The organism is Streptomyces sp. NBC_01214 (genome assembly GCF_026340975.1).
Taxonomy (GTDB): Bacteria; Actinomycetota; Actinomycetes; order Streptomycetales; family Streptomycetaceae; genus Streptomyces.
On record NZ_JAPEOS010000002.1, the window covers coordinates 1 to 24,582 of the forward strand.

The following is a 24,582-nucleotide window of genomic DNA, read 5'->3' on the forward strand; positions in this document are numbered from 1 at the left end:
TGGCGGCATCAGCCTGACCCAGGAGGTCCTCGGAGGCCGCGAGGGCCCGTGAGGCGGCCCTGGCGTCCCTCTCGCGGGCATGAGCACGGGCTTCGATGAGCTTGGTGAATGCCAGGACACGCGGGGCGGCCTGGCCCTTCGCGCGTTCGAAGGCGCCCTGGGCCATATCGACGGCCTCGGAGCCGAAGCCCCGCAGCAGCGATTGCATCGCCATCGTGGTCAGCACATAACAGCCGAGCTCGACGTCCCCGCCTGCGCGGGCCAGGCGGAGGGCCTGGATGAAGTGCCGCTGGGCGACATCGTGCTGCCCGACGTCGAAGGCCGTCCACCCGGCCAGCCTCGACAGCTCGGAGGTGACGGAGAACAGGTCACGGCCGACCGCGTCGGTGAAGGATCCCCGCAGAAGCGGGGCGGCCCTCTCCTGGAGGCAGACGGTGACGGAGTTGGCCTTCCAGTTCCCGCCGCCGTATTTGGAGTCCCAGCGGCGGGCCTCGTCGGCTGCATCCCGGAGTTCTTCCAGGTCGGCCCGGCCGACCTGCTTCTTGCCGCCGGCCACATCGGCGGCCTCGTCGGCGGGGGTGACCAGCCAGCGGGTCACGGGTGTGGTGAACGCGGACACGGCAAAGCCGGATCCGGTTAAGAAGTCGCGGCGGTTCACGAAACTCCAGAACGACGTGGCCACTCGGACCGCATCAGCACGGTCCCGCGGGAAATCCAACCCCACATCCGCGTCCGGTGTCTCCGCATCGCCCATACCGATTTCGCCAAGCGCCACCGGACGGCCGAGCCGTTCGGCGATCGCCTGCGCGAGGAACGTGGGCACCGGCCACTTGGGGATCATGCCCCGCTGGCACCAGTTTGCGATGGAGGTATGCGAGTAGTCCGTCTCCAGCCCGGCCTGCTGGGCGAGCTGGTTGACCCGCAGGGCCAGAGACTTGTGGCTCGCACCGCAGGTCTCGATGAGCCGGTCCAGGTCCGCGTTGGGCGGACGCTTCCGGCGGCTGGTCGACGCCACCCGAATCCCCTTTTCCACCAGGTCAGCAACATGGCTGCTGACGAGGAAACGCCACGGGGCCGGCTACGTCGACAGGGCATTTCCGGTCGGCGCATTCCGGCTGGGCGCGGGAAGCCGCACGCTCTTCCCGCGTCTTGAGGCACTGAGGGTATTGCCCTGCGGACCCTGGGTGAACCTGCTTTGCGAGTTGTGAGCCCCCCTGCGAGCCCTCGCTGGCATGGGCCGCCGGCGGATGTGATGAGGACGCAGGTCACCGCCGGGACGCCAGGAAGGGCTCCCGGTGGTGGCCGCCGCCAAGGCACCACGACTTCACGCTCGGGGGTGAACCAGATGTGCGGAATTGCAGGACTGGCCGGAGGCGACGCCGTCCGGCACGAGAAGACCGTCGCCGCGATGGGTGCCTCGCAGCACTACCGCGGCCCGGACGGCACCATGCACGCCGCCAGCAGCGACCGGCGGGCGGTGCTGGCCATGAACACGCTGCTGATCGTCGACCCGCAGGCCATGCCCGGCCCCTACCTCGACCGGACTACGGGGGTGCTGCTGGCCTTCAACGGGGAGATCTACAACTGGCGGCAGCAGGCGACGGCCTGGGGCATCGAGGTCCGGGACCGGGAGTCGGACGCCCACTTCCTGCTGCGGGCCTGGGCCAAGATCGGCCCGTCCTGCCTGGACGGCCTGGACGGCATGTTCGCCCTTGCCGTCTATGACCCCCGGACCGCGAAGCTGTTCCTGGCCCGCGACCGGCTCGGGGAGAAGCCGCTCTACTGGCGCCTGGACGGCGGCCGGCTCGCGTTCGCCTCCGAAGTGACCTCCCTGACGGGCTACGGGGCGGCCCCGCTGGTCTTACGGCCCGAGGTCACCGCGATCGAAACCCCGACCGGGGTCGACACTCCGTTCCAGGGGATTCAGCTGCTGGCGCCGGCCACGCTGCTGACCTTCGACACGACGACGAGCTCGATCGACCAGATGGCCTGGTGGCACCTGGAGGACCGGTCCCCGTTCACCGGCACCTACGACGAGGCCCTGGCGAAGTTCTCCACGGTCCTGGCCGAGCAGATCCCGCTCAGGTCGCCGGCCTGCGACTTCGCCCTCCTCCTCTCCGGCGGGCTGGACTCGGCGGTGCTGGCCTACCTGATGCGGCCGCCGGTCTGCGTCACCGTTCGCTACCCGGGCCAGGACCGCCTCGATGAGTCGTCGACGGCGGCGGTCATCGCCCGGGACATCAAGGCCGAGCTGGTGGTGGTCGAGCCCGACCACGTCGACTTCACCACCGCTCTGCCGCACATGATGCGGGCCCTGGACTACCCGATGGGGAACGCGTCCACGTTCTCCGAGCACATGGCCTATCGGAAGATCTCCGACCTGGGCCTGCGGGTCGTGATCGGCGGGCTGGGGCCGGACGAGTTCCTGATGGGCTACGTCCGCCAGGCCCTGGTCCTCTTCGGCCCTGACGCTGTCCTGAACGCTGGCCTGGAGGCTTACCGGCCGCTGGCCGCCAAGCTCATGCACGCCGCCGACGTGCCCCTGGACCCGGCGGAGGCGGTCACCCGGCTGATCCTTCGGGGCCCGGACCCGGACGGCCGTCTTCGCGATCTCGTCGCGGACGCGATGGCCCGCGCGGGCGGGGATCTGGCTCGCGGCCTGACGCTGGCGGACCTGGCGACGGCCTGGAGGCCGCTGGTGATGACCAGCGACAAACTCGCTTCCGCCTACGCGCTCGAACGTCGGTCCCCCTACCTGGCCCGCGACCTGGTCGAGTTCTCCTACCGGCTGCCCGTCGAGCACAAGATCGCCGACCCGGCCCAGGGCAAGCGGATCCTGCGGGACGCCGCGAAGGCCCTCGGCCTGCCGAAGGAGGTCTGGGCCAGCCGGGACAAGCTCGGGTTCGCCTCCCCGGTCCCCGTCTGGCTCAACGGCGACCTCGCGGCCTGGGCCGACACCCAGATCCGCATGGCCCTCACCGATGCTCCGCCTCCGTTCCGCCCCCTCCTCGAGGGGGGTTTGAAGCCCGGCGGCCGCTTCGACCGAACCCGCATGCAGGCCCTCATGGCAGCCGCCTGGTTTTCTGACCAGACGGTGAGGGCTGCCGCATGATCCCCAACTCGCTTACTACGGTGAGGGGATGCACTCCGAGACCACCGCCACCGAGGAGCCGGCCGCCGCCCGAGGAGCCGTCGCGATCATCACAAACCGCCGCGGCGAAGTCCTCCTCCACCTCCGCGACGACCTCCCCGAGATCGCCTGGCCCGCCCACTGGTCCGTCCTGGGTGGCGGCTGCGACCCCGGGGAATCCCCAGCCGACACGATCGTCCGCGAGCTCGATGAAGAAGCGGGTCTGACCCCCGAGAACCTGACCGAGCTGTTCGAGATCCCTGACCGTCGCGGCTCCGGGCAGATCATCACCTTCTTCGCTGCCTCTTGGGACGGCGACGAGACGGACCTCCTTCTCGCCGAAGGCGTCAAGCTCCAGTTCTTCGCCCCCGACTACCTCGACATCCTCACGATCCCACCGTTCATCCGGGACGGGATCTACCGCCATCTGGCCGCCAGGCCCTCCTGATCACCCCGCCCTTCCGGGCGAGGGGAAGGGTGGGGCCGTTATCGGCGGCCCCACCCGAAGGGACGACCCCGCTCATGAAGATGACCGTCATCGGATGCGGCTACCTCGGCGCGACCCACGCCGCCTGCATGGCCGAGCTCGGCCATGAGGTCCTGGGCATGGACTCCGACATCGACAAGGTCCACACCCTCAACTCCGGCAAGGCCCCGTTCTTCGAACGCGACCTCGACGACCTCCTCACCAAGCACACCGCCTCCGGCCGGCTCCGCTTCACCGCCTCCTACGGCGAGGCCGCCGACTTCGCCGACCTGCACTTCATCGGCGTCGGCACCCCGCCGCAGCCCGGCACCGATGCCTACGACCTCACCCACCTCTTCGACGCCATCACTCGCCTGGCCCCCGGCCTGACGACCCCGGCCGTCGTCACGGTCAAGTCCACCGTCCCGGTCGGCACCGCACCCCGCGTCGCCGAACTCCTCCGCGGCATGGCACCGGCCGGGGACCTCATCGAGGTGGCCTGGAACCCCGAGTTCCTCCGCGAGTCCTTCGCGGTCGATGACACCCTCCGTCCGGACCGGCTCGTCCTCGGCTTCAACTCCGACCACTCCTGGGCCGAGGCCCTGCTGCGGCAGGCGTTCGCCAAGATCATCGAGTCAGGAACGCCGACGATCGTCACCGACTGGGCCACCGCCGAGCTCGCCAAGGGCGCCGCGAACTCCTTCCTCGCCACCAAGATCTCCTTCATCAACGCCATGGGCGAGGTCTGCGAGAAGTCAGGCGCCAACGTCGCCGAGCTCGCCGAAATCCTCGGCCACGACCACCGCATCGGCCGCCACGGCATGCGACCCGGCCTCGGCTTCGGCGGCGGCTGCCTTCCCAAGGACCTCGGCGGATTCATCACCCGCGCCGACGAACTCGACGCCGCAGAAGCAGTCGGCATCCTCCGCGAAGCCGCCACGGTGAATGCCCGCCGCCGCCAGCACGTCATTGACCTCGCCCGCGAGGAACTCGGCCCCGACCTGCGCGGCAAGCGGATCACCGTCTGGGGCGCCGCCTTCAAACCCGAGACCGACGACATCCGCGACTCGCCCGCGCTCGCCGTCGCCCAGGCCCTCCACGACCTCGGCGCCACCGTCACCGTCACCGACCCCAAGGCCCTCGACAACGCCCGCAAGCTCCACCCCGAACTCGACTACGTCGAAGACCTCATCGCCGCCGTCGATGACGCCGACCTGCTGCTGCACCTGACCGAGTGGCACCAGTTCTCCAGCATTGACCCCAAGCGGCTTGCGGCCCGCACCACCAGTCCCAAGGTCATCGACGCCCGCGGCACCCTCAACACCGACCAGTGGCGCGAGGCCGGCTGGCTGACCCGAGCCCTCGGCCGCATCTGACCACCACCCCCATGCGGAAGGGACCGGCTCTGACGAGCCGGTCCCTTCCGCATGGCGACCAAAGTCTGCGACGCCGCTGCGTTGGAGGCTAACCGTCTGGGCTCACTGGCCGTGGAGCGATGGAACATCCGGTATCGCGCTGTTCTGGCACGGGTCGGATCACCTCGGTCTGAGAGCTCTCAGACCAGGCGCAACACCGGCCTCGCCTGCTCTGGCATCCCGAGCAACTCCAGAACTCGGGAGGGATTCCAGGCGAGTTCTTGCGCCAGGTGAGCAACTGTCAACCCTTTCTCACGCTCAGCGAGTTCAAATGCCTTGGCCAGGAGCACCGGTTGTTCTCCCGGGTAGTCGCTGACGGGCTCCGGGGCAAATCCTGGCTGCTGGTGGAGGGCGCGCAGGCGCTGGTAGCCACGGCTTGCAGTTGCGTCGGAAATCAGGCCCAACTCGCGTGTGCGATAGATCAAGGAGTGAACGCTGACACCCCAAGTACGCCGAAGCTCGGCGAGAGCGACAAGGTCGAGGCGTGCAGGCAGTAGCGGCAGGAGGCTCTCGGCAGGAGTCAGGAACTCGGCGGCGAAGGCATCGGCTTCGCGCTCCTGCCTGCTGTCGCCTGTTGCGTCGCTATGCAGTACAAGATGTCCCAGCTCGTGTGCCGCGGTGAAGCGATGCCGAAACACGTCATCGGCTCGGTTAGGGGTGAGCACCGCAAGCGGTCGCGCAGAGCGCGAGGAGAAGGCGTCAACGGTACTGGCGGCCTCGTCCGCTTCGCCGGGTGTGACCACGATGACTCCGTGAGTCTCCATCCGGCGCACGAGATGCGTCACCGGACCGTTGCCCAGGCCCCACAACTGGCGTAGCTCCCGTGCAGCGATTCGAGGCTCGGCGGAGATCACCTCCCCGGGGTGCACCTCCCCGCCGGCAAAGCCGGGGAGGTCGACGAGGGGGAGCTGCACTCGCTTCTCGAGGGCGTAGGTCAGTTCCCACACCTGCTCTGCGTACGCCAAGGCGCGTTCCCGTTGGGCCTTCGGCGTGCTGCGCAAGCTCCTGAAGTGCGCCATGGAGGCATCCAGGCGATTACTGGGACGCCCTACGACGAAGAAGCCGGGCGGCACCCCCAAGACGTCCGCCAGTAGTGGAATGAGTTCAGGCCTGGGCTTGGCCACGCCAGTCTCGTGCTGTCCGACAGCAGCAGGCGTCACACCGATACGTTCTGCCACCTCCTTCTTCGTCATCCCTGCCAGGCGCCGAGCCTGGGTCAGCCGAGCAGGGTCGAAGGCGTCGTACACAGCCCGTGGAGACAAGTTCGCGTCGCCGAGGCCGGGAAGGAGTGGCTGGTCAGTTCTCATGTTCTTCTTCGGTGGTCAGGGGCTCGTGCTCCTGCTTTTCGGACTGCGGAGACAGGCCGGGGTTCTTCTCGTCGGCGTCCGGGCGTGAGAAGAGTTCCGGCACCGGCTGGGCGCCCGAGTCGAAGCTCGGAAGATCCGTGAGATGCGTCTGAGGAGGCAGGAGGGTGAGGCCGCGGCGGGTGGGAGTCGCTGGCAGGGGAAGGGGGTCGGGGCCATCAGACCATGCGATGGTGCCAAGATCGTCGATCAGGGTGCCGATGCCCCAGTAGGCCTTCAACAGGCCGTTCGCGTTGCTGCTGAACGGGATGAGCAGCAGCTTCGTATCTGACGGGAGGGCGGCCAGCCGCGGTCGCATATCGATGGAACGACTGTGGGGGAGGTGCGTGCCGAACAAGTCCTCCACCGGTGGTGGTGACGGGGCAAACCCCATCAGCTCGCGCACCAGCCGGCTGTTCGAAAGCTTCGCGCGTTCTGCGGAGGTGTCTCGGTCGGAGAACCGGAAGGGCCACAGCAGGGCCCCTCCGTAGCAGACAAGATCAATCTCCCTGAAGAAGCCATCCGGGTTGACGAAGTCAACTTCATTGTTGAAATCCGGATCATCTACGTCAATCCGCGCGAACTCCTCCATCAAGCTCTCGTGGAAGCCGGGGTACCTGGCGCCGCCGTAGGCGTGTTTCGTGCTCCCGCCGGCGATGTCTTGGCATGTGAGCGCACGTTCCTGGCGGTCGCGGATCGCTTGGCCAATCCGCTGGCGCACACCCTCCTGGCGGTCACCAAACAGCCGAGCGGCCCACGCCGAGGCGTGCTGCACATCGTTCACGATCGCCACCCTCCCTCTGCGCTTCCCGCTGAAGCGCACCCCAACCCGATTCACTTTAGTTTAGATCGCTTGACTTGCATACTGACTTCAGTCGAATGGAGGATCGCTACATTGGTCTGTGGGGGGATCTTGAGCGAACTAAGGACTTGGAAGCGCTGGCCGTCCGGCGAGCCCAGCTGCTGCCTTGTCTGATCGCCAGCCGGGCAGAGGGAGATGTTCCTCTCCGAGCGCCGCGCGCCCGAGGCGCCCCAACGCTGGACGATGCCCGACCGTGGGACGTGCCCGGCTGCCCTACTGGCGGGGGAGATCTTCGAGGAGAGCACCGACGTCCGGCCAAGGTTCACTCAGCGGCCCGGCATGTCGCCTCGCGAGGCCCCGCTGCGCGCCGCCATTGACCCCGCCCGACCGTGGTGGGCAGAGTCCGCAGCCCCGGTTCGTGTGGGTCGATTAGACGGTTCGGCCTACCTCGGGTCCCGGCCGGTCCCGACCTGTACTGATTGTCCGAACTGCTCAGGAGCGACGCTCCACCCGTCGGCCGACCGCAGGGCGTGCCGGGCTCCGGCCTCGTCCGACTCGACCAAGAAGATGTTCGGCATCTGCTGGTGGATCAGGCGGGCCCCAGCGGGAAGCAGCGCCAGGAGCTCGTCGGCAGTAACTGTGCGCTCTCCGCGATACCAGATGACCAGTCGTCGCACGCGACCACCTTACGGCAGCAGCCCTGAGCCCTCGAGATCGAGTGGAAGGCCGATTCTCTGTGTGTTGGGGATCAGGTGGTTCTTCATTGCGGCGGAGCGGGCCAGGTCGGCCGCGTCGGTGAGCCAGGAGGCGTTGGTCAGGGCCCGAGCTGCGGCTCCGGTCGCGACCGCGCAGGCCTGCGACGTGCCACTGAGCGGCCCATACCCTCCGCCCTCCCGGACGGACAGGATGCCGACTCCGGGAGCGATGAGGTCCACGGCTCTGTTGGGGAGGTAGTTCGCGAAGGACGCAAAGAAGTCGTCGTTGTCGGTGGTCGATCTGGTGCCGATGTAGGCATCCTCAAGGGAGCCGGCGGGGAAGGTTCCGACTCGTCCTACAGCGGCCACGGCGAGAGTGCTATGGAGCGCGGCGGGAATTGTGACATTGCCACCCCAGTCGTTGCCCGTCGCCGCGAACAGCACGCTGCCGTGGTCGGCCGCCCAAATGTCCAGGTCGCGCAGGATGGCGTCGTGGGCGAGGCCGCCGACGCTCAGATTGATCAGATGGCAATCGTCGCCAGCTGCCGCGACTACCGCCATGAGCACGGAGAACGAAGTGGCGTCCATCCCCACGCCAAACACGCGGTAGCTAAAGATCTCGGCAGCCGGAGCGATACCGCCGGGGGCCCCAGCCTGCTTGTTTGCGATGATTCCCGCCACATGGGTGCCGTGCCCGGTCCCGTCATCACCGTGATCACCGTCTGGCTCACCCAAGACCAGGTTGCATCCGCCAGCCACGGGCACCTCGCCAGCGTCGATGCCGTGGTCCACCACCCCGACCCGTACGCCGGCTCCGTTGGTGTCCACCGACGGATAGACACGCCGTGCCGCATCGACATGCGCGGCGGCCACCGGGTCTAGGGCCACCTGATAGGGCGAGGACGTGATCACGATGTTCTCGGCGAATCTGCCCCAGTAGCCGGTGCCAGGTGGCGTCACGTATAGGCGCTCAACCTTCAGGGGGACGCCGGCCACCTTCAGGTCAATACGTCCTGCGCTATCGCTGGTACCTAGGTCCCCAATTGCGTGCGGGACGTCCTCGAACAGCTCTACGCCAGCCCCAGGTACCGCCTTTCCACTCGTCGCGTCGACGACCTCGACCGTCAGAACTGGGGCGCTTCCCGGCATCGGGCTCGGGTCAGGCCCAGGGTGCAACGAGACTGTCTGGTACCGGCAGTTGGGCACTAGGCGCAACGGCCCGGGGTCGGTTCGAAAACGCTGGAGGAGGTCAGGTGAGACCTGGACCAACTTCGGACCGTTAGGGAAGGCGGAGGCCAGCAGGTGGATCTGCGCGTCGTCCGGCTTCTCGACGGGTCGCAGCCAGTTCTCCTCCCCGATCTCGTGTTTGTCGTCCACGGCGAAAAAGCGGACTCCGTCCTCCAACAACAGCCAATGAAGGCGGTACAGAAGTTTCTCGGCAGGCCCGCCCTCCAACCCGAAGGAGGGCAGAAGGATGAGTTCCGTGGCCGCGTAGTGAGCCCAATCTGGCTGCTCCGTGTCCAGCACGCCCATGACTTGACCGGGCCGGATCCCTGCCATGCTCTCACCCCTCTCGTCGTTCGAGCGTTAGCAGCGGAGCATCGGATGTCGTCAACACGGCCCCTTCCCCGCGCGCTGCGTACCCGTCTGTGGAGACGGAGCCCTCAACGTCAAGTGCCACGCCTCCCGCCTTGACGTTCAACAGCTTCGGCCTGCCGTCAAAAAACCCGAACTCGAAGCATTTGAACGCGAACGCCACATCCTGCTTCCCCGAGTAGGTGATCTCGTGCGCACGGCCTGCAGCCCTAGACACGTCGACCGTGGCACCCAGTAGATCTTCTAGGGGCTCGAGTTCGACCTTTGCTCCGGTTCCATGGCCCCGCTCATAACTCACCGTCAGCGAGGTGGCCGTGACAACGTTCGAAACCACGAAGAGTTGCCCTTCACCCTCCAGGTAGGGTCTGAACAGAAGACTGTCCCACTTCAGGTCTCCCGACTCGATGTAGTCGGACACGGCAGCGGGCTTCACCTGGTATTTGTGGACGTCCTGGAACTTGAACAGCATTGTCCTGGCATCCGTGTAGTTGACAGCCGCCCCCAGCGTTCCTCCCATGGCGCCGATGAACGCGGAGAGGAGGTCAGTGCCGACTTTGAAGGACATCGCGCTGCTCGATTTCCCGCTGATGTCGGCTTCCGGTACTGGTCCGACGGTCTCTGGCAGCTTGGCTTGAGGATCCTTGACCAGGTCTGTCAGATCTCCGAGCCATTCGGTGCCGGCGCTTGTGCGTCCGATCACCACTGGAGGGCGCAGGTCCGCGTAGGGGTGTCGAATCACGTTGTAACCGAGGCCGGCAAGGTAGGTCGCCGTCTTGTCTGAACAGAAGACCATGAGCTTCTCAACTTCCAGTTCGGACACTCGCCCCCCGCCAGTCTCCTCGACCATGCCGGTCCCAGCGCGTTGGTGCACATTCTGATACGCCATGTGAGGGGCGGGGCTTCGGGTTGAAGATCCCAGTCCGCACTGCTCGGCCCGACGTCCGTGACGAGGTCGAAAATCCCAGGTCCGGACTTCTCGCTTGGCGGGGCCCTTTCGCGATACCGGGAGGTCTGGCCACGCACGTGGCGCCGCTACCTTCCAGCTCCCCATAACGATCACCACGTTGGGTGTGGAAGGGGCGGTCGGCGGAGAGGTTGTCGAGGATCACGTAGATCGGGGCGCAGTCCGGGCGGGCGGCACGGATCGTTCTCGATCCGGGCGAGCTTCGCGTCGAAGGCCTCATCCGGGGACTCCTTCCAGGTCTTCGTGCGCTGGAAGGAGATCCCGCGGCGGGCCAGTAAGCACCGCAGTGCCTCCCGGCCGATCCGGACAGGCCGGGCAGTGTTCCTGCGCAGGTGATCGGCGAGCTTTCGGATCGACCAGCGGGTGAAGGGCTTGCCCAGCACGGTCGGACGAGTAGTGGCCGTCTGGACGACGAAGTCCTCGTCGTCACGATTGAGAAGGCGGGGACGGCCTCCCGCCCACCGAGGGTTCAGGCATGCGAGCCCGATCTCGTTGAACGTGTGGATCACATCGCGGACGGTGTCCTCGTCCGCCTGGACCAGGCGGGCTATGACCGGGACCGTGCTGCCGCCGGCCGAAACCAGCAGCATCATCGCCCGCCGAAACCGCACCGAACTCGTGCTGCCCCGCCGGACGATGTGCTGGAGTTTCTGGCCCTCCTGCTCCGTCAGCCCGCGAACCCGGACCGATTTCGCCATCCCGCCTCCCCATGCTGCTTGGAGAGCTCATTTCCAACCAGCACCAGGAACAACCCGGCGAACCTTCCCGGTCACAGCGCTAGCTAGGGTGTGCCTGACATTCAACCGACTCGCGGAATCCGTCCCAGCGCCCTGGTCAGAGTCCGGGCAAGGTCGTCGTTCATCTGTGCCACCCATCGCTCGTTGAATGTGACCAGCCGGTCGCGCCAGACCTGCCACCCGGGGGGTTTGTCGGGGTTTCCGTAGGTGGGGTCGATGTAGTTGTAGGCCTTCTTACAGGCGGGGAGAAGCTTCGCCTCCTCGTAAATGTCCTGCAGCGATTCGCCCTCGCGGAGCTCCCGCCACGTACCGTCTGCCGCCATTGCGCAGTTGTTGATGAGGTCTCTCAACTGCGGGCCCAGTATGAGGCGGGTCGCCGGCCCCGGACGGGAGGCCATCATCTGGGCGAGGTCGGCGAGGCCCTCCGAGACACGGTCACCCAGCAAGGCTGGCGCGGGGGCGAGAGCGACGTAGTAGGTCGGCGGCGGCTCGTACAGGACAGCCTTCTCACCGGGTAGGACAATAACCCTGTCCGGTGGCAGCCTGCGAGCGATCTGCGCGGCCCTGGTATCGCCGATCCAGTCGGCGAACCGCGTCGGCGGGTCAATGCGGCCCGGCCCCCAGAATTGGAGCACCCGGTCCGTGGAGGTGTTCTTGACGACCGAACACCCCGAGGTTGAATCGGCGTGGTGCGAGTACATGCCCTCGAAGCCAGTCGCGATCGCGACGGATCGGTCGGTGAACAGGCACGAGCCCACCACGTACTGCGGTGGCGACCCGGCAGCCTGCGGTGGCGACCCGGCAGCCGTGGCGAGCGGCGCGGCAAGGCCCAGTGACAGTCCTAGCGACAGGGCCACGGCTCCCGTCGCGGCGGCGGAGCGCCGCCCTCGGTATGCGGTCGGCATGGTCGGCTCCAAGCCCCCTGCGCCCCCTGCCCCGTTGCCCCCGAGGGGACGACTCCATTGTCCGCCCGGGTCAGGTAAGGCGCGCCCCGAGGGACCCGGTCCGGTCAGGGGCGACCCGGCAGCAGCCGCTGAGCAGGCGGGCTCCGGCGGCCCGCCAGGCCTGGACGTCCCTCGTGCTGTGACCGGAAAGGTTCACCGGGTTGCTGGTCGCGGCGGGGCAGGCTGGTGCCGGTTGGATCTCACTGAGTGGCCCAACCCAAGTGGCTCGCCACCCGCACCCACAGCCCCAAGGTCATCGACGCCCCCGGCACCCTCAGCACCGACCAGTGGCGCTGGCTGGATCATCCGAGCTCACTCGCCGGTTTCACACTGTTTCGGATCAATGGTTGGCCAGGTTCGTCCACATCGGCCGCCGCGGTGGCCTTCCGCTCCGTGACGCTTCCGGGGATGCTCTCGGGTGCAAGTTCATCCGGAATCTCTTGAACTTCAAGCACCCGGCAGATGGCATGGCGCAGATGTCGCCTGACTGGTCGAGGTTGGCGGGGACTCCCCGGCCGAGATGGTAAAAAATCGGCAATGGATCGCCCGGATCGTTGAGACACCTTGGCCTCTGAAGCAGGGCCGCGTGCATACCCCGTCGCTGACGCCCAGGTGAGACAGTTCAGCGGCTGAGACAGTCGAACTGTTCCTAAGGCGGGTCTGGTCACCCTGGCGGACCTGGTCCGCCAGGCGCTGCGGATGCGGCCCGACCGGCTGGTGGTGGGCGAGGTGCGGGGCGCCGAGGTGGCGGACCTGCTCGCCGCCCTGAACACCGGGCACGAGGGGGGTTGCGGGACGGTCCACGCCAATGCCGCGGCCCATGTCCCCGCCCGGCTGGAGGCGCTCGGGACGGCCGCCGGGCTCGACCGGGCGGCCCTGCACAGCCAGTTGGCGGCGGCGCTGACCCTGGTGCTGCATCTGGTCCGGGACCGTGAGGGACGGCGCCGACTGGCCGAGGTGCACGTGTTGGAGCGGGACGCCGCAGGACTGGTGGTCACCGTGCCGGCGCTGCGCTGGGCCGCCCGGGGCTTCGTACGGGAGCGGGGCTGGGAACGGCTCCGCCCGCTGCTGCGAGGCGTCCGGTGAGCGCGGGGGCGGGGCTGCCGGTGCCGCTGTTCGCCGGAGTGCTGTGCGCCGGGGCGGCCGCCTGGGGGCTGGCCGGCGGCGACCGGGGGGCCCGGCGGGCCCAGGTCGTGCTCGCCGGGGTCGGTCCGATGGTTCCGGTCGGTCCGCTGCGTCGGGAGCGGCTGCTGATCGCCGTACGGGTGCGGGCGGCCCGGTGGCGGGAGTGGGTCTGCCTCGCGGCGGGGCTGCTGGTGGCGGTGCTCGGCGGGTCGGTGATCCCGCTGCTGGCGGGGGCGACGGCGGTGCCGCTGGTGCGCCGGTGGCTGCGGGTACGGGCGCGGGAGCGGGCCCGGGCGGCGCGGGCCGCCGAGGTGGTGGCCCTGTGCGGGGCGGTGGTGGGAGAACTGCGGGCGGGAGCTCAGCCCGGGCAGGCGCTGACGGCCGCCATGCGCAGGACGGCCGTCGGCCCCGGCGGGCCGGGTGCGGCGGAGACGGGCGTGCTGGCCGCCGCGGCCTTCGGCGGGGACGTGCCCGGTGCGCTGCGCCAGGCGGCGCGGGAGCCCGGGGCGGAAGGGCTGGCCGGGATGGCGGCCTGCTGGCGGGTGTCCGTGGACGGCGGTGCGGGGCTGGCCGCCGGACTGGAACGGCTGGAGGGGGCCCTGCGCGCCGAGCGGGACCGGCAGGAGTCGCTGCGGGCCCAGTTGGCGGGGGCGCGGTCGACGGTGCTGGTGCTCGCCCTGCTGCCGCTGGTGGGTCTGCTGATCGGCACCGGGCTGGGCGCGGATCCGCTGCGGGTGCTGCTGCACACGCCGATGGGGTGGGGTTGCCTGCTGGCCGGCGGGGTGCTGGAGGCGCTCGGGCTGCTGTGGTGCCGGCGGATCGTCCGAGCGGGGGAGCGGTGATGGGCGGCTTCGTCGTCCACAGGCTGGGGATCGCCGCCTGCTTGGCCGTGGTCGCGCTGTGGCTGGTGTCGGCGGTCACGGCGCGCTTGCGGACACGGGCGGCCGGACGCAGGGCCGCGGCCCTGTGGGGAACCGGACCCGGGCTCCGGGGGCCGGTGTTCGGCGCCGCGCTGAGGGGTGTGGTGGCCGCGTGGGCCGGGCCGGCCGGGGCGCTGCTCGCGGGTTGGGTGCTCGTGGGCGGGGTGATGGGGGTGGCTGTCGGCGTCCTGGCCGCGTTCGGTGTGCGGCAGTGGCAGGCCAGGGCGCGGCCCCCGGCCGGAGTGGATCCACGGGAGGCGGAGCGTCAGTTGCCTTTCGCCGCCGACCTGTTGGCCGCGTGCCTGGCGGCCGGGGCGGGCCCGGTGGAGGCGGCAGAGGTGGTGGGGGAGTCGTTGGGCGGCCCGGTGGGCGACCGGCTGGCGAGGGCCGGGGCGGAGCTGCGGCTCGGCGGCGAACCGGGCGCCGGGTGGGGGAGGTTGGCGGAGATACCGGGCGCCCGGGCGCTCGCGGAGTGCCTCGAACGGGCCGCGCGGACGGGCGCGCCCGCCGCGGAGCCGGTTTCCCGGCTCGCGGCCGGGCTCCGGGAGGACCGGGCCCGGACGGCGGGAGCGCGGGCGCAGCGGGCGGCGGTCCTCGTCACCGCACCGGTGGGGCTGTGTTTCCTCCCCGCTTTTCTCGCGATCGGGGTCGCTCCGGTGGTGATCGGTATGGCCTCGGGACTTCTCTCGAACACCTGAAGTCGCATGGGTCACAAGCAGCAACAGCGAAAATTCACAGGAGGGTGTCATGAGGATCATCTGGTTTCGTGTGCGGACGGCGATGAGGGCGCACGGGGGCGACAAGGGGATGTCCACGTCGGAATACGCGATGGGCACGATCGCGGCCTGCGCATTCGCGGCCGTCCTCTACAAGGTGGTGACGAGTGAAGTCGTCGCCACGGCCCTTCAGTCGACCATCGGAAAGGCGCTCGATGTGCCGTTCTGAGAGTGCGTCACGGGGCGTCCGGGGAAAGTCGGACCGGGGATATGTGACGGTGGAGGCCGCCCTGGTGATTCCGGCGCTGGTGCTGTTCGCGGCGCTGCTCGTGTGGGCCCTGATGGCGGCGGCCGCGCAGATCCGGTGTGTGGACGCGGCCCGGGCCGGAGCCCGGGCGGCGGCCAGGTCGGAGCCGGTGGAGGTGGCGGAGGCGGCGGCCCGGGAGGCCGCCCCACCGGGGGCGCGGGTGGAGCTGGAGCGGACGGGCGACCTCTGGCGGGTCCGGGTGGCGGCGAAGGCGCCCGGGCCGGGCGGGCTGCCGGTACGGCTCGGCGCGCAGGCGGTGGCCCTGGCGGAGGACAGCGTGGGGCCGCCGCCGTGAGCCGGGACCGGGGTTCGGCCACGGTCTGGGCGGCGCTGGTGGCGACGGTGCTGGGTGCGGTGTTCGGCGGGGTGCTGCTGCTCGGCCAGGCCGTCGTGGCCCGCCACCGGGCGGCGGCGGCCGCCGACCTGGCGGCGCTCGCGGCGGCGGCCACCTGGGCCCACGGGCCGGAGACGGCGTGCGGGGCGGCCCTGCGGGTGGCCCGGGCGCAGGGCGCGTCGCTCGGCGGGTGCCTGCTCCGGGGCGAGGTCGCCGAGGTCACCGCCCGGATCGCCGCGGGCCCGTTCACCGCGGTGATCCGGGCCCGGGCGGGCCCGCCAAGCCAGCCCCGCCCGCCCGGCCCGCCGGGCTGAGGCCCTGGGGGCCCTGGGCCCGGGTACGGGGCCGCGTCGGGTCCCGTCAGGACTCGGAGGGCTCGGTGGGTGCGGCGGGCGGTGTGCCCGAGGTGGCCGGGGTGGCCGGGGATTCGGAGAGGAGGCGCGTCAGGAGGCGGACGGCGCCGCGCTTGTGCAGGGGTTCGTTGCCGTTGCCGCACTTGGGGGACTGGATGCAGGAAGGGCAGCCGGACTCGCACTCGCAGGCCGCGATCGCGTCGCGGGTCGCCGTCAGCCAGGCACGGGCGGTGTTGAAGGCGCGCTCCGCGAAGCCGGCACCGCCGGGATGGCCGTCGTAGACGAAGACCGTGGGGAGGAGGGTGTCGGGATGCAGCGGCACGGAGACGCCGCCGATGTCCCAGCGGTCGCAGGTGGCGAACAGCGGGAGCATGCCGATGGAGGCGTGCTCGGCGGCGTGCAGGGCGCCGCCGAGGATCTCCGGGTTGATCCGGGCCTCGTCGAGCTGGTCCTCGGTCACCGTCCACCACACGGCGCGGGTGCGCAGGGTGCGGGGCGGCAGGTCGAGCTTGGCCTCGCCCAGCACCTCGCCGGTGATCAGCTTGCGGCGCAGATAGGAGACGACCTGGTTGGTGACCTCGACGGAGCCGAAGCAGAGCCGAGCCGAGCCCCACGGGATCTCGGTCTCGGTCTCCAAGACGGAGATGGAGGTGGTGTCACGGGCCGTGGTGGAGAAGGGCGGGTCCGCCTGCTCGACGAGGGCCGCCGAATCTTCCAGGTCCAGGTGCTTCACGAGGTACGTGCGGCCCTGGTGGAGGTGGACGGCCCCCTCGTGGACGGCGGTGTGGGCCGCCGACTCGTCGACCGTGCCCAGCAGCCGGCCGGTCGAAGCCTCGACGATCTGCACCGGGCGGCCGCCGCCACCCCGGATGTCGGTCAGGTCCGAGGCCCGTTCCCGGCGGGTCCAGTGCCAGGCGGTCGCCCGGCGGCGCAGCAGCTTCGCCGCTTCGAGCTGAGGAAGGAGGTCCTCGGTCGCCGGGCCGAAGAGTTCCAGGTCCGCGTCGGTCAGCGGTAGCTCCGCCGCCGCCGCGCACAGGTGGGGGGCGAGGACGTACGGGTTGTCGGGGTCCAGGACGGTGGCCTCCACCGGCCGCTGGAACAGCGCCTCCGGGTGGTGGACGAGGTAGGTGTCCAGCGGGTCGTCCCGGGCGATCAGCACGGCCAGGGCGCCCTGGCCCGAGCGCCCCGCGCGGCCCGCCTGCTGCCACAGGGAGGCCCTCGTACCCGGGTAGCCGGCGATGAGGACGGCGTCCAGGCCGGAGACGTCCACACCCAGCTCCAGGGCCGTCGTGGCGGCCAGTCCGAGCAGCTCGCCGGAGTGCAGGGCCCGCTCCAGGGCCCGGCGCTCCTCGGGGAGGTAGCCGCCCCGGTATGCGGCGACCCGGCGGGCCAGGGAGCGGTCGACCGACGCGAGCCGTTCCTGGGTGATCACGGAGATCAGCTCGGCGCCGCGCCGGGAGCGGACGAAGGCGACCGTCCGGACCCCCTGGACCACCAGGTCGGTCAGCAGGTCGGCCGTCTCGGCGGTGGCCGTACGGCGTACGGGCGCACCCTTCTCGCCGCGCAGCTCGGTGAGCAGCGGCGGCTCCCAGAGGGCGAAGACCACCTCGCCCCGCGGGGAGGCATCGTCGGTGATCTCGATCACCCGTACGCCGGTCAGCCGGGACGCGGCCGCCGCCGGGTCGCTCGCGGTGGCGGAGGCCAGCAGGAAGACGGGCTGTGCGCCGTAGCGGGCGCACAGCCGCCGCAGTCGGCGTAGTACCTGTGCCACGTGGGAGCCGAAGACCCCGCGGTAGGTGTGGCACTCGTCGATCACGACGTAGCGCAGGGCCCGCAGGAAGGAGGACCAGCGCGGGTGGGCCGGGAGGATCCCGCGGTGCAGCATGTCGGGGTTGGTCAGGACGTAGTTCGCGTACTGGCGCACCCACTCGCGTTCCTCGACGGGCGTGTCCCCGTCGTAGACCGCGGGGCGTACGGCGTTGCCCAGCGGGGCGGCCAGTTCCCGTACGGCGCGCCGCTGGTCGGCCGCCAGGGCCTTGGTGGGGGCCAGGTACAGGGCGGTCGCGCCCCGGCCGTTCGGGGCCTCGGCGCCGTCCGCGAGGGCGGAGAGCACGGGCGCCAGGTAGGCGAGGGACTTGCCCGAGGCGGTTCCGGTGGCCACGACCACGGACGTTCCGTCGAGGGCGAGCTCGGCCGCCGCGGCCTGGTGTTCCCACGGATGGTCGATTCCGGCCGATCCGATCGCGGCTACGACGTCTGTTCGGATGCGGTCCGGCCAGACGGCATGACGACCCGCCCGAGGGGGCAAGTGCTCCGTATGAGTGATGCGCGCAGCACGGGAAGGCCCCCGTGACAGGCGGTCCAGGACCGTGTCGGGGGTGGGTCGTGGGTCCATGGGTGCCGTGGGCCGTCCGGGACCGTGAGTGTTGGCCATCGGAACCGAGTGTGTCACCGGCGTGCGGGACAATGGTCCGAAGGCGTCGTGCGCGCCTGCCGGTAAGTGATTGAATGCCATCGCGGCAGCCAATCCCTCGCCTACCTTCGGGTGAGGGGGCGTCGCTCGATAGCAAGGTGCTGGAGGATCCGTGGACCTGTCCCTGTCGACTCGCACTGTCGGCGACCGTACGGTCGTGGAGGTCGGTGGCGAGATTGATGTGTATACCGCGCCCAAGCTGCGCGAGCAGTTGGTCGAGTTGGTGAACGACGGCAGCTACCACCTGGTTGTCGACATGGAGCGGGTGGACTTCCTCGACTCCACCGGCCTTGGTGTGCTGGTGGGAGGTCTCAAGCGCGTCCGTGCGCACGAGGGCTCGCTCCGTCTGGTGTGCAACCAGGAGCGCATCCTGAAGATCTTCCGCATCACCGGTCTGACCAAGGTGTTTCCGATCCACACCACGGTGGAAGACGCAGTCAACGCCACCGACTGACGGCTCCGCGCGGCCCCCTGCGGCCTTCGGGCGGCAGGGAGCCGACAAGGAGAGCGGGGGTACCGGGCCATGGTTGGCCCGGGCCCCTGTCAAGGCACGCCCGTAGTCCGAGGGGGATGCGCATGGCCACCGTTGAACTGCGCTTCAGCGCCCAGCCCGAACACGTCCGGACGGCCCGCCTGGTCGCGGCCGCCGTGGCGCGCCGGGTCGGCGTGGACGACGCCGTCCTCGACGAGGTCCGCCTCGCCGTGGGCGAGGCCTGTTCGCGCGCCGTCGGACTCCATCGGAGCAACGGACTGACCGCGCCCGTACGGGTGGTGCTGACCGAGGAGGACAAGACGTTCTCCATCGAGGTCGGCGACGAGGTCCCCGGGCCGTCCGGCAGCGCGGCCGATGCGGTGTCCGGCATCACCGCCGTCCTGGAGTCCGAGGGCGAGACCGAGGACGAGATGGGTCTCGCGGTGATCAGCGGGCTCGTCGACGACGTCGAGGTGAGCAGCGGGGAATCGGGCGGGACCATCCGGATGAGCTGGCCCGTCTCCGGAGTTTCCGAGCTTCCCTGACGCCCGGGGTCATCCACTCCGCGCGCAATCCTTCGTATCTTCGGATCTTTATCAAGGCCCTGCTGAGCAGGGCCTTTTCCTTTTCCCTAGATCGATGATGAGGCGTCAATGCCTTTGTCCCATTACTACTTTCGAGGGTAATGGAGTGACGCGATCTATTGCTGAGGAGCGAGAGCACGCCAATTGCGTTTCCTGCGCACTGTTTTGATCGGGGCGCGCTCCCTACAATCCGTCCACATCTTGAGCTCATCACGTCAAGGAGGACGAATGACGGGGCTCTTCACCCCTATCGCGCCCGATCGCACCACAGATCTGGCAGCCGCAGTACTTACCGATGACAATCGGCTCATCGTGATCGTCATTGCGGCCGTGGCACTCGCCGCACTCGTCGTCGCGCAGATCCTGGTCCGCCAGGTCCTCGCCGCCGACGAGGGAACCGACAGCATGAAGAAGATCGCCGCAGCCGTCCAGGAAGGCGCCAACGCCTACCTCGGGCGCCAGCTGCGCACGCTCGGCATCTTCGCCGTCGTGGTCTTCTTCCTGCTCTTCCTGCTCCCCGCCGACGACTGGACGCAGCGGGGCGGGCGCTCCGCCTTCTTCCTCGTGGGCGCCATCTTCTCGGCCGCCACCGGCTACATCGGCATGCGCCTGGCGGTCCGCGCCAACGTCCGTGTCGCCGCTGCCGCACGCGAGGCCACCCCGGCCGAGGGGGAGCCCGCCAAGGACCTGACCGAGGTCTCCCACAAGGCGATGAAGATCGCCTTCCGGACGGGCGGCGTCGTCGGCATGTTCACCGTCGGCCTCGGCCTCTTCGGCGCCTCCTGCGTCGTCCTGGTCTACGCCGCCGACGCCCCCAAGGTCCTGGAGGGCTTCGGTCTCGGCGCCGCCCTGATCGCGATGTTCATGCGCGTGGGCGGCGGAATCTTCACCAAGGCCGCCGACGTCGGCGCCGACCTGGTCGGCAAGGTCGAGCAGGGCATTCCGGAGGACGACCCGCGCAATGCCGCGACCATCGCCGACAACGTGGGCGACAACGTCGGAGACTGCGCCGGAATGGCGGCCGACCTCTTCGAGTCCTACGCCGTCACCCTGGTGGCCGCGCTCATCCTCGGCAAGGCCGCCTTCGGCGACCTGGGCCTCGCCTTCCCGCTGATCGTGCCCGCGATCGGCGTCATCACCGCGATGATCGGCATCTTCGCAGTCTCCCCGCGCCGCAGCGACCGCAGCGGCATGACGGCCATCAACCGCGGGTTCTTCATCTCCGCCGTGATCTCCCTGGTGCTGGTCGCGATCGCGGTCTACGCCTACCTGCCGGCCACCTACAAGGAGCTCGTCGGCGTCGAGAACCCGGCGATCACCAACCACACCGGTGACCCGCGGATCCTGGCCGTCGTCGCCGTCGCCATCGGCATCGTGCTCGCGGCCCTGATCCAGCAGCTGACCGGCTACTTCACCGAGACCAACCGGCGCCCCGTCCGGGACATCGGCAAGTCCTCCCTGACCGGCGCGGCCACCGTCGTCCTCGCCGGAATCTCGGTGGGCCTGGAGTCCGCCGTCTACACGGCCCTGCTCATCGGCCTCGGCGTCTACGGCGCGTTCCTGCTCGGCGGCACGTCGATCCTGCTCGCGCTCTTCGCGGTGGCCCTGGCCGGCACCGGCCTGCTCACCACCGTCGGCGTCATCGTCGCCATGGACACCTTCGGGCCCGTCTCCGACAACGCCCAGGGCATCGCCGAGATGTCCGGCGACGTCGAGGGCGCCGGTGCGCAGGTCCTGACCGACCTGGACGCCGTGGGCAACACCACGAAGGCCATCACCAAGGGCATCGCCATCGCCACGGCGGTGCTCGCCGCGGCGGCGCTCTTCGGCTCGTACAACGACGCGATCGCCACCGCGGTCAAGGAAGTCGGCGCCAAGGCCGGGGAGATGAACCTCAGCCTGGACATCGCACAGCCCAACAACCTCGTCGGGTTGATCCTGGGCGCGGCCGTCGTGTTCCTGTTCTCCGGCCTCGCCATCAACGCCGTATCCCGCTCCGCGGGCGCCGTCGTCTACGAGGTGCGCCGCCAGTTCCGCGAGCACCCCGGGATCATGGACTACAGCGAGAAGCCCGAGTACGGGCGCGTCGTGGACATCTGCACCAAGGACGCGCTGCGCGAGCTCGCCACGCCCGGCCTGCTCGCCGTGCTCACCCCCATCGCCGTGGGCTTCTCCCTCGGCGTGGGCGCGCTCGGCTCCTTCCTCGCCGGTGCCATCGGTACGGGCACCCTGATGGCGGTCTTCCTCGCCAACTCCGGTGGCGCGTGGGACAACGCGAAGAAGCTCGTCGAGGACGGCCACCACGGCGGCAAGGGCAGCGAGGCGCACGCCGCGGTCGTCATCGGCGACACGGTCGGCGACCCGTTCAAGGACACCGCCGGACCGGCGATCAACCCCCTGCTCAAGGTCATGAACCTGGTGGCGCTGCTGATCGCACCCGCGGTCGTGCAGTTCAGCTACGGCGGGGACAGCAGCCCGATCGTGCGGGCGATCGTCGCGGTCCTCTCGATCGGGGTGATCATCGTCGCGGTGTACATCTCCAAGCGCCGCGGCATCGCCGTCGGCGACGAGCCCGAGGGCGGAGCCGCCGAGCGGGTGGCCCAGCCGGCCGACCCCGCGACGGTCTCCTGACCCGAGGTCCGGTCAGCGGTACGGGTAGGGCCGGGCAGGGCCGGCCGGTACGCCCGAAAGGCGGATGGGCGGCGCGGACTCACGCGCCGTCTGTCCGCCTTTGTGCGTCTGCGCAGGGCGGGCGTGTATCTTCCGGGCCGAGAGCCTTCGAAGGGACCAATCCGGTGAACAAGAAGATTGCGGCCGCGTTGTCGGGCGGTGCGGCACTGATGCTCGTCCTGTCCGGATGCGGCGGCGGGGACGATACTGACCAGAAGGCCAGCTCATGGGCCAAGAAGGTCTGTGACCAGTGGCAGCCTCAGATCCAGAAGATCGAAGCCGCCAACGTCGAGATCAAGCGGGTCGCCTCGGAGAGCAGCAAGCCCGACGAGGTCCAGAAGACCGACTCGGCGGCGTTCGCGACCATGACCGAGTCGTACAAGGCGATGGCGGACGCCCTGCGATCGGCGGGCGTTCCGCCGGTCAAGAACGGCTCCGCGACCCAGGAGGCGGCTGCCAAGGGCTTCGAGACGACCTCCACGGGCTACGCCGACCTGAAGACGAAGACGGACGCCCTCGACCCCCAGGACAAGACGAAGTTCGCCGACGGCCTCAAGGAGGTCGCGGGCGGGCTCAAGGACGTGACGAAGGGCGGCCAGGACGCCCTCGCCACGCTCAAGGCGGGCGGCCTCGGCCCGGCGATCAACAGCCAGAAGGGCTGCCAGGTCGCGGCGGCGCCGGCGTCCGGCCAGTAGCACGGTCGGTCACCAGCACGGCCGGCCCGCGCGGGCGGTGCTGCGCGCGGTACGTCGCTCAGGGCGGTCGGGGTCCCGGAAGGGGCCGCGGCCGCCCTTTTGCGTTCGCGGCCCGGTGTGATCGGCAGGACGGGTCCCAGCGGACACAATGGGACGCGTGAGTACCACCAGCCTCCCCAAGCCCGAACGCGCCCCCGAGCTCCGCGCCGCCCTGCTCGCCGCCGGATTCACCGCCGACGGGCTGCTCGACCTGCTCGGCGCCCCCGCCTACGCCGCGCTGGCCCGCAGCGAGACCGTCCCCGCCCTGCGCGCCACCCGTGGCCCGGGCGACGGAGCGCTCGCGAGCCTGGTCCGGCTGTTCCTGCTCCAGCAGCCGGAGCCGTACGTGCACGCCGCGGAGGCGCTGCCCATCGAGGCGGCGCTGGCCGACGGCTGGCTGCGGCTGGAGGGCGATGAGGTACACGCCACCGTCGACGTACGCCCGTACGGCGGCCCGGACGGCGAGGACTGGTTCATCGTCTCCGACCTCGGCTGCTCCGTCGGCGGGGCCGGCGGGATCGGCAGCCGCGAGGAGGGCGTGGTCCTCGGCGTCGGCGGCGCCTCCACCACCTTGGCCGGGATCACCGTCCGCACCCCGGTCGGCTCCGCCCTCGACGTCGGCACCGGATCCGGAATCCAGGCGCTGCACGCGTCCCGGCACGCCACCCGGGTCACCGCCACCGACGTCAACCCCAGGGCCCTGGAATTCACCCGTTTGACGCTGGCCCTGTCCGGGGCCCCGGAGGCCGAGCTGCTCGCCGGGTCGCTGTTCGAGCCGGTCGGCGAGGCCACGTACGACCTCATCGTGTCGAACCCGCCGTTCGTGATCTCCCCCGGGGCCCGGCTGACGTACCGGGACGGCGGTATGGGCGGCGACGACCTGTGCCGGACCCTGGTCCAGGAGGCCGGCGCGCGGCTCAACCCGGGCGGGTACGCCCAGTTCCTCGGCAACTGGCAGCACGTCGAGGGCGAGGACTGGCGCGACCGGCTGCGCTCCTGGGTGCCGCGCGGCTGCGACGCCTGGATCGTGCAGCGCGACGTGCAGGACGTGACGCAGTACGCGGAACTGTGGCTGCGCGACGCGGGCGACCACCGGACGGACCCCGCCGAGTACACGCAGCGGTACGAGGACTGGCTGGACGAGTTCGAGGCCCGCGGGACCAAGTCGGTCGGCTTCGGATGGATCACCTTGCGCAGGACGGACGCGGCAGAGCCCTCGATCGTGGTCGAGGAGTGGCCCCACACGGTGGAGCAGCCGCTCGGCGAGACCGTCCTGGCCCACTTCGCGCGCCAGGACTACCTGCGGCAGCACGACGACGCGGCCCTGCTGGAGGCCCACTTCGCGCTGGCCGAGGAAGTGGTCCAGGAGCAGGTCGGCGCGCCCGGCGCGGAGGATCCGGAACACGTCGTGCTCCGGCAGAACCGCGGAATGCGGCGCGCCACCAAGGTCGACACGGTCGGCGCCGGCTTCGCCGGAGTGTGTGACGGCTCACTGAGCGCGGGCCGGATCCTGGACGCGATCGCGCAGCTGGTCCAGGAGGACCCGATCGTGCTGCGGGACCGCACTCCGGAGGCCATCCGGCTGCTGGTCGAGCAGGGCTTCCTGGACCCCGTGGCGGGCCCCGCGCAGTAGTCGACCCCGGAATGTAACCCGAGGTTCGCCTGCCGTATCCACAGGGCTGCGAGTCTCCTGCACAGGGGGATCCGGGGGGATCCCGAGAGCAGCCCGGGGGCAAGGGGAATCGGCGCGGAACACGGTCCGGCGATCTTCGCGGCGGCCGTGTTCCCGCTGTTCGGGGCCG

21 protein-coding genes and 2 pseudogenes are annotated in these 24,582 nt (G+C 70.0%); 14 read left to right on the forward strand and 9 right to left on the reverse strand.

The window, feature by feature from the left end; translation table 11 throughout:
* On the reverse strand, positions 1–1,015 hold a 1,015-nt coding region (locus OG594_RS24680; protein ID WP_266603258.1), incomplete at its 3' end, for a sporulation protein.
* A 330-nt stretch (positions 1,016–1,345) separates the two neighbouring features.
* On the opposite strand from OG594_RS24680, the gene OG594_RS24685 reads away from it, so the two are divergent.
* From OG594_RS24685 to OG594_RS24695, 3 genes are all read left to right on the forward strand, one after another.
* Positions 1,346–3,112 carry an asparagine synthetase B gene (locus OG594_RS24685; protein ID WP_266603260.1) on the forward strand — a complete coding sequence of 589 codons (1,767 nt, stop codon included), beginning with the start codon at positions 1,346–1,348 and terminating at the stop codon, positions 3,110–3,112.
* A gap of 28 nt (positions 3,113–3,140) precedes the next feature.
* Positions 3,141–3,578 (forward strand): NUDIX domain-containing protein, encoded by a 438-nt coding sequence (locus tag OG594_RS24690; RefSeq protein ID WP_266603262.1) that lies wholly within the window; start codon positions 3,141–3,143, stop codon positions 3,576–3,578.
* Positions 3,579–3,652: 74 nt separating this feature from the next.
* Positions 3,653–4,972 carry a UDP-glucose/GDP-mannose dehydrogenase family protein gene (locus OG594_RS24695; protein WP_266603264.1) on the forward strand — a complete coding sequence of 440 codons (1,320 nt, stop codon included), beginning with the start codon at positions 3,653–3,655 and terminating at the stop codon, positions 4,970–4,972.
* 179 nt (positions 4,973–5,151) lie between these two features.
* Here the strand turns inward: OG594_RS24695 and OG594_RS24700 are convergent, their stop codons facing one another.
* From OG594_RS24700 to OG594_RS24730, 7 genes and pseudogenes are all read right to left on the reverse strand, one after another.
* Positions 5,152–6,318, reverse strand: a complete 1,167-nt coding sequence (locus tag OG594_RS24700; protein WP_266603266.1) for an XRE family transcriptional regulator — start codon at positions 6,316–6,318, stop codon at positions 5,152–5,154.
* Entirely contained in the window at positions 6,308–7,138 is an 831-nt protein-coding gene (locus tag OG594_RS24705; RefSeq protein WP_266603268.1) for a hypothetical protein, read from the reverse strand. The genes OG594_RS24700 and OG594_RS24705 overlap by 11 nt, the downstream gene beginning before the upstream one ends.
* 461 nt (positions 7,139–7,599) lie before the next feature.
* Positions 7,600–7,833 carry a hypothetical protein gene (locus OG594_RS24710; protein ID WP_266603270.1) on the reverse strand — a complete coding sequence of 78 codons (234 nt, stop codon included), beginning with the start codon at positions 7,831–7,833 and terminating at the stop codon, positions 7,600–7,602.
* Between the two features lie 9 nt (positions 7,834–7,842).
* Positions 7,843–9,384, reverse strand: a complete 1,542-nt coding sequence (locus tag OG594_RS24715; RefSeq protein ID WP_266603272.1) for a S8 family serine peptidase — start codon at positions 9,382–9,384, stop codon at positions 7,843–7,845.
* A 31-nt stretch (positions 9,385–9,415) separates the two neighbouring features.
* Positions 9,416–10,294, reverse strand: coding sequence for a hypothetical protein (locus tag OG594_RS24720; RefSeq protein WP_266603274.1), 879 nt, complete (start codon positions 10,292–10,294; stop codon positions 9,416–9,418).
* A 302-nt stretch (positions 10,295–10,596) separates the two neighbouring features.
* A pseudogene (locus tag OG594_RS24725) lies at positions 10,597–11,109 on the reverse strand (transposase); the annotation flags it as partial.
* A gap of 101 nt (positions 11,110–11,210) precedes the next feature.
* A complete protein-coding gene (locus tag OG594_RS24730) occupies positions 11,211–12,053 on the reverse strand; it encodes a hypothetical protein (protein ID WP_266603276.1) in 843 nt (280 codons plus the stop codon).
* Between the two features lie 693 nt (positions 12,054–12,746).
* Between OG594_RS24730 and OG594_RS24735 the strand changes: the two are divergent.
* The 6 genes and pseudogenes from OG594_RS24735 to OG594_RS24760 form a co-directional block, all read left to right on the forward strand.
* Positions 12,747–13,178 (forward strand): annotated as a pseudogene (locus tag OG594_RS24735) (ATPase, T2SS/T4P/T4SS family); the annotation flags it as partial.
* Positions 13,175–14,059 (forward strand): type II secretion system F family protein, encoded by an 885-nt coding sequence (locus OG594_RS24740; protein WP_266603278.1) that lies wholly within the window; start codon positions 13,175–13,177, stop codon positions 14,057–14,059. The pseudogene OG594_RS24735 and the gene OG594_RS24740, both read left to right, overlap by 4 nt.
* Positions 14,059–14,835 (forward strand): type II secretion system F family protein, encoded by a 777-nt coding sequence (locus OG594_RS24745; protein WP_266603280.1) that lies wholly within the window; start codon positions 14,059–14,061, stop codon positions 14,833–14,835. Before OG594_RS24740 ends, OG594_RS24745 begins: the two co-directional genes overlap by 1 nt.
* Positions 14,836–14,884: 49 nt before the next feature.
* Complete coding sequence (locus OG594_RS24750; RefSeq protein WP_266603282.1) at positions 14,885–15,082, forward strand: DUF4244 domain-containing protein; 198 nt, start codon at positions 14,885–14,887, stop codon at positions 15,080–15,082.
* The gene (locus OG594_RS24755) at positions 15,069–15,455 is read left to right on the forward strand and encodes a TadE family type IV pilus minor pilin (protein WP_266603284.1); all 387 of its coding nucleotides are present in this window, start codon (positions 15,069–15,071) and stop codon (positions 15,453–15,455) included. Before OG594_RS24750 ends, OG594_RS24755 begins: the two co-directional genes overlap by 14 nt.
* Entirely contained in the window at positions 15,452–15,808 is a 357-nt protein-coding gene (locus OG594_RS24760) for an Rv3654c family TadE-like protein (protein WP_266603286.1), read from the forward strand. The genes OG594_RS24755 and OG594_RS24760 overlap by 4 nt, the downstream gene beginning before the upstream one ends.
* A gap of 46 nt (positions 15,809–15,854) precedes the next feature.
* On the opposite strand, the gene OG594_RS24765 is transcribed toward OG594_RS24760, so the two are convergent.
* Positions 15,855–18,362, reverse strand: a complete 2,508-nt coding sequence (locus OG594_RS24765; RefSeq protein WP_266603288.1) for a DEAD/DEAH box helicase — start codon at positions 18,360–18,362, stop codon at positions 15,855–15,857.
* Between the two features lie 70 nt (positions 18,363–18,432).
* On the opposite strand from OG594_RS24765, the gene bldG reads away from it, so the two are divergent.
* From bldG to OG594_RS24790, 5 genes are all read left to right on the forward strand, one after another.
* The gene (bldG, locus tag OG594_RS24770) at positions 18,433–18,774 is read left to right on the forward strand and encodes an anti-sigma factor antagonist BldG (RefSeq protein WP_008743037.1); all 342 of its coding nucleotides are present in this window, start codon (positions 18,433–18,435) and stop codon (positions 18,772–18,774) included.
* 122 nt (positions 18,775–18,896) lie between these two features.
* A complete protein-coding gene (locus OG594_RS24775) occupies positions 18,897–19,337 on the forward strand; it encodes an ATP-binding protein (RefSeq protein WP_030009988.1) in 441 nt (146 codons plus the stop codon).
* A 267-nt stretch (positions 19,338–19,604) separates the two neighbouring features.
* On the forward strand, positions 19,605–22,007 hold the full coding sequence (locus OG594_RS24780) for a sodium-translocating pyrophosphatase (RefSeq protein ID WP_266603291.1): 2,403 nt from the start codon (positions 19,605–19,607) through the stop codon (positions 22,005–22,007).
* 164 nt (positions 22,008–22,171) lie between these two features.
* Positions 22,172–22,741 carry a small secreted protein gene (locus tag OG594_RS24785; protein ID WP_266603293.1) on the forward strand — a complete coding sequence of 190 codons (570 nt, stop codon included), beginning with the start codon at positions 22,172–22,174 and terminating at the stop codon, positions 22,739–22,741.
* 148 nt (positions 22,742–22,889) lie between these two features.
* Positions 22,890–24,413: a methyltransferase gene (locus OG594_RS24790; RefSeq protein ID WP_266603295.1), complete on the forward strand. Its 1,524-nt coding sequence runs from the start codon at positions 22,890–22,892 to the stop codon at positions 24,411–24,413.
* Positions 24,414–24,582 lie beyond the last annotated feature (169 nt).